The sequence below is a fragment of the Arthrobacter sp. NPDC080086 genome (genome assembly GCF_040702285.1).
The window spans coordinates 1-5,648 of sequence record NZ_JBFBKP010000137.1 but is presented as its reverse complement, the minus strand read 5'-3'; the positions used below and the strand labels follow the sequence as shown (position 1 = coordinate 5,648).

Below are 5,648 nucleotides of genomic sequence, written 5' to 3'. Positions count from 1 at the left end.
TGCCTATAGTTCGCCCCTCGCTGCACGACACGGCGCCGAAACGAAGGTTGAGGCGGAGTGGTTGGAGCGGTGGAGAAGTAGGAGTGGTGCGGGTTTGCGGGTGGTTGAGTGGTTGGCGATGGCTCGTGGTTGCGGTGAAGTTGGCGACGCGTTGAACGATAAAAATTCTTCAGCAAGTTGTTGACAGCGACGAAAAAGCTCTGCATAATCTCGTTTCTCTGCTGCAGCAAACGCAGCGACGCGGTGAACAAAGTTGATCGCGTAGTTCTTTAACAAGCAAACAGCCGATAAGTGTGGGCGCTTAATACTGGATGCGACGAACGCAAGTTCGTTAGCTTACAAGTAATGAAGTGCTCGCACAGAAGTAAGGTTTGAACGAAAGTTCAAGTCAGATTCTGAGAGTGAGCGACCGCTCGTAAAGAGCGAAAACAGCAGATTGAACTGAAGAGTTTGATCCTGGCTCAGATTGAACGCTGGCGGCATGCCTTACACATGCAAGTCGAACGGCAGCATGATCTAGCTTGCTAGATTGATGGCGAGTGGCGAACGGGTGAGTAATACATCGGAACGTGCCCTGTAGTGGGGGATAACTAGTCGAAAGATTAGCTAATACCGCATACGACCTGAGGGTGAAAGTGGGGGACCGCAAGGCCTCATGCTATAGGAGCGGCCGATGTCTGATTAGCTAGTTGGTGAGGTAAAGGCTCACCAAGGCGACGATCAGTAGCTGGTCTGAGAGGACGATCAGCCACACTGGGACTGAGACACGGCCCAGACTCCTACGGGAGGCAGCAGTGGGGAATTTTGGACAATGGGCGAAAGCCTGATCCAGCAATGCCGCGTGTGTGAAGAAGGCCTTCGGGTTGTAAAGCACTTTTGTCCGGAAAGAAATGGCCCTGGTTAATACCTGGGGTCGATGACGGTACCGGAAGAATAAGGACCGGCTAACTACGTGCCAGCAGCCGCGGTAATACGTAGGGTCCAAGCGTTAATCGGAATTACTGGGCGTAAAGCGTGCGCAGGCGGTTGTGCAAGACCGATGTGAAATCCCCGAGCTTAACTTGGGAATTGCATTGGTGACTGCACGGCTAGAGTGTGTCAGAGGGGGGTAGAATTCCACGTGTAGCAGTGAAATGCGTAGAGATGTGGAGGAATACCGATGGCGAAGGCAGCCCCCTGGGATAACACTGACGCTCATGCACGAAAGCGTGGGGAGCAAACAGGATTAGATACCCTGGTAGTCCACGCCCTAAACGATGTCAACTAGTTGTTGGGGATTCATTTCCTTAGTAACGTAGCTAACGCGTGAAGTTGACCGCCTGGGGAGTACGGTCGCAAGATTAAAACTCAAAGGAATTGACGGGGACCCGCACAAGCGGTGGATGATGTGGATTAATTCGATGCAACGCGAAAAACCTTACCTACCCTTGACATGCCACTAACGAAGCAGAGATGCATTAGGTGCTCGAAAGAGAAAGTGGACACAGGTGCTGCATGGCTGTCGTCAGCTCGTGTCGTGAGATGTTGGGTTAAGTCCCGCAACGAGCGCAACCCTTGTCTCTAGTTGCTACGAAAGGGCACTCTAGAGAGACTGCCGGTGACAAACCGGAGGAAGGTGGGGATGACGTCAAGTCCTCATGGCCCTTATGGGTAGGGCTTCACACGTCATACAATGGTGCATACAGAGGGTTGCCAAGCCGCGAGGTGGAGCTAATCCCAGAAAATGCATCGTAGTCCGGATCGTAGTCTGCAACTCGACTACGTGAAGCTGGAATCGCTAGTAATCGCGGATCAGCATGCCGCGGTGAATACGTTCCCGGGTCTTGTACACACCGCCCGTCACACCATGGGAGTGGGCTTTACCAGAAGTAGTTAGCCTAACCGCAAGGAGGGCGATTACCACGGTAGGGTTCATGACTGGGGTGAAGTCGTAACAAGGTAGCCGTATCGGAAGGTGCGGCTGGATCACCTCCTTTAAGAGCGTGCATCCGACGTTAGGCGTCCACACTTATCGGTTTGTTTGATGTTACAGCCAAGGGTCTGTAGCTCAGGTGGTTAGAGCACCGTCTTGATAAGGCGGGGGTCGTAGGTTCAAGTCCTACCAGACCCACCAAGTTACGGACGGTGGAAGTTGTTCTCTGCCGTGACTGGGGGATTAGCTCAGCTGGGAGAGCACCTGCTTTGCAAGCAGGGGGTCGTCGGTTCGATCCCGTCATCCTCCACCATTACCTTTTGGTTACCAAACGCAAGCATCGACGCGGTGTCGATGGTGTTTGCGTTTGGCCTAGCCAAGACGAGCGTAAAAGTTCGGCTGTTCTTTAACAATATGGAATGTAGTAAAGGTGTCGCGGAGCATTGATGAGATGCTCGGTAGTAATGCGACACTGGGTTGTGATTGTATCAACCAGTATTACCAGAGCAATCGAAAGATTGTCTTGGAATACGGCACAACGCGAGAACTCAGCCTATAGCGAGACATACTCGTTATAGGGTCAAGCGAATAAGTGCATGTGGTGGATGCCTTGGCGATTACAGGCGATGAAGGACGTAGTAGCCTGCGAAAAGCTGCGGGGAGCTGGCAAACGAGCTTTGATCCGCAGATATCCGAATGGGGAAACCCGGCCCGTATGGGTCATCTGTGACTGAATACATAGGTCCCAGAAGCGAACGCAGTGAACTGAAACATCTAAGTAGCTGCAGGAATAGAAATCAACCGAGATTCCCAAAGTAGTGGCGAGCGAAATGGGATCAGCCTTGTACTCTTTAGCAGTATTGCTAGCAGAACGGAATGGAAAGTCCGGCCATAGTGGGTGATAGCCCCGTATGCGAAAGCAGTATTGTGGAACTAGGTGTACGACAAGTAGGGCGGGACACGTGAAATCCTGTCTGAAGATGGGGGGACCATCCTCCAAGGCTAAATACTCGTAATCGACCGATAGTGAACCAGTACCGTGAGGGAAAGGCGAAAAGAACCCCGGGAGGGGAGTGAAATAGATCCTGAAACCGCATGCATACAAACAGTCGGAGCCTGGAAACGGGTGACGGCGTACCTTTTGTATAATGGGTCAGCGACTTACATTCAGTGGCAAGCTTAACCGATTAGGGAAGGCGTAGCGAAAGCGAGTCCGAATAGGGCGTTCAGTCGCTGGGTGTAGACCCGAAACCAAGTGATCTATCCATGGCCAGGTTGAAGGTGCGGTAACACGTACTGGAGGACCGAACCCACTAACGTTGAAAAGTTAGGGGATGAGCTGTGGATAGGGGTGAAAGGCTAAACAAACTTGGAAATAGCTGGTTCTCTCCGAAAACTATTTAGGTAGTGCCTCGTGTCTCACCTTCGGGGGTAGAGCACTGTCATGGTTGGGGGGTCTATTGCTGATTACCCCGCCATAGCAAACTCCGAATACCGAAGAGTGCAATCACGGGAGACAGACATCGGGTGCTAACGTCCGGTGTCAAGAGGGAAACAACCCAGACCGCCAGCTAAGGTCCCTAAATATTGCTAAGTGGGAAACGAAGTGGGAAGGCTAAAACAGTCAGGAGGTTGGCTTAGAAGCAGCCACCCTTTAAAGAAAGCGTAATAGCTCACTGATCGAGTCGTCCTGCGCGGAAGATGTAACGGGGCTAAGCAATATACCGAAGCTGCGGATGCACGTAAGTGCATGGTAGGAGAGCGTTCTGTAAGCCTGTGAAGGTGTCTTGTAAAGGATGCTGGAGGTATCAGAAGTGCGAATGCTGACATGAGTAGCGATAAAGGGGGTGAAAGGCCCCCTCGCCGTAAGCCCAAGGTTTCCTACGCAACGTTCATCGGCGTAGGGTGAGTCGGCCCCTAAGGCGAGGCAGAGATGCGTAGCTGATGGGAAGCAGGTTAATATTCCTGCACCGTCGTATGATGCGATGGGGGGACGGATCGCGGAAGGTTGTCCGGGTGTTGGATGTCCCGGTCCCTGCATTGGAGATGGCACTTAGGCAAATCCGGGTGCGTGATTCAAGGGTGTGGGGCGAGCGACTTTAGGTCGCGAAGCAATTGGAAGTGGTTCCAAGAAAAGCCTCTAAGCTTCAGTCATACGAGACCGTACCGCAAACCGACACAGGTGGGCGAGATGAGTATTCTAAGGCGCTTGAGAGAACTCGGGAGAAGGAACTCGGCAAATTGGTACCGTAACTTCGGGATAAGGTACGCCCTTGTAGTTTGACTGGCTCGCGCCAGAAGGACGAAGGGGTTGCAATAAAATGGTGGCTGCGACTGTTTAATAAAAACACAGCACTCTGCAAACACGAAAGTGGACGTATAGGGTGTGACGCCTGCCCGGTGCCGGAAGATTAAATGATGGGGTGCAAGCTCTTGATTGAAGTCCCGGTAAACGGCGGCCGTAACTATAACGGTCCTAAGGTAGCGAAATTCCTTGTCGGGTAAGTTCCGACCTGCACGAATGGCGTAACGATGGCCACACTGTCTCCTCCCGAGACTCAGCGAAGTTGAAGTGTTTGTGATGATGCAATCTCCCCGCGGCTAGACGGAAAGACCCCATGAACCTTTACTGTAGCTTTGCATTGGACTTTGAACCGATCTGTGTAGGATAGGTGGGAGGCTTTGAAACCGGGACGCTAGTTTCGGTGGAGCCGTCCTTGAAATACCACCCTGGTTTGTTTGAGGTTCTAACCTTGGCCCGTGAATCCGGGTCGGGGACAGTGCATGGTAGGCAGTTTGACTGGGGCGGTCTCCTCCCAAAGTGTAACGGAGGAGTTCGAAGGTACGCTTGGTACGGTCGGACATCGTACCTAAAGTGCAATGGCAAAAGCGTGCTTAACTGCGAGACCGACAAGTCGAGCAGGTGCGAAAGCAGGACATAGTGATCCGGTGGTTCTGTATGGAAGGGCCATCGCTCAACGGATAAAAGGTACTCTGGGGATAACAGGCTGATACCGCCCAAGAGTTCATATCGACGGCGGTGTTTGGCACCTCGATGTCGGCTCATCTCATCCTGGGGCTGTAGCCGGTCCCAAGGGTATGGCTGTTCGCCATTTAAAGAGGTACGTGAGCTGGGTTTAAAACGTCGTGAGACAGTTTGGTCCCTATCTGCCGTGGGCGTTGGAATCTTGACGGGGGCTGCTCCTAGTACGAGAGGACCGGAGTGGACGTACCGCTGGTGTACCTGTTGTCTCGCCAGAGGCATCGCAGGGTAGCTATGTACGGAAGAGATAACCGCTGAAAGCATCTAAGCGGGAAACTTGCCTGAAGATGAGGATTCCCTGGAGACTTGATCTCCCTGAAGGGTCGTTCGAGACCAGGACGTTGATAGGCTGGGTGTGGAAGCGCAGTAATGCGTTCAGCTAACCAGTACTAATTGCCCGTGCGGCTTGATCCTATAACCGGTATGTTTCCGGCTGGGTCTGCCTTGTGCCTGATACATATACACAACCCCAAACTACATTCCCATATTGGCGACGTTGACCTCCGCGTCAGCGCCGCAACAAGTCATAGCCTGGTGACCATAGCGAGTCGGTACCACCCCTTCCCATCCCGAACAGGACCGTGAAACGACTCCGCGCCGATGATAGTGCGGATTCCCGTGTGAAAGTAGGTCATCGCCAGGCTCTCCCTCTAAACACCCCAGCTCCTCCCAGAGCTGGGGTGTTTGCTTTTA

1 protein-coding gene, 2 tRNA genes and 3 rRNA genes are annotated in these 5,648 nt (G+C 52.8%); 5 read left to right on the top strand and 1 reads right to left on the bottom strand.

Annotated elements, in window-relative coordinates; all coding sequences use genetic code 11:
• Window positions 1–206: hypothetical protein (locus AB0305_RS22455; protein ID WP_366174092.1), on the bottom strand; the 206-nt coding region annotated here is incomplete at its 3' end.
• 232 nt (window positions 207–438) lie between these two features.
• Between AB0305_RS22455 and AB0305_RS22450 the strand changes: the two genes are divergently transcribed.
• The 5 genes from AB0305_RS22450 to rrf all read left to right on the top strand — a co-directional run bounded on the left by AB0305_RS22450 (window position 439) and on the right by rrf (window position 5,598).
• Window positions 439–1,976, top strand: a 16S ribosomal RNA gene (locus AB0305_RS22450).
• A 60-nt stretch (window positions 1,977–2,036) separates the two neighbouring features.
• Window positions 2,037–2,113: transfer RNA gene (locus tag AB0305_RS22445), tRNA-Ile, on the top strand.
• Between the two features lie 36 nt (window positions 2,114–2,149).
• A tRNA-Ala gene (locus AB0305_RS22440) sits at window positions 2,150–2,225 on the top strand.
• Between the two features lie 265 nt (window positions 2,226–2,490).
• A 23S ribosomal RNA gene (locus tag AB0305_RS22435) occupies window positions 2,491–5,369 on the top strand.
• Window positions 5,370–5,485: 116 nt separating this feature from the next.
• Window positions 5,486–5,598, top strand: a 5S ribosomal RNA gene (rrf, locus tag AB0305_RS22430).
• Together the 16S, 23S and 5S rRNA genes with 2 tRNA genes alongside form the textbook arrangement of a ribosomal RNA operon.
• Window positions 5,599–5,648 lie beyond the last annotated feature (50 nt).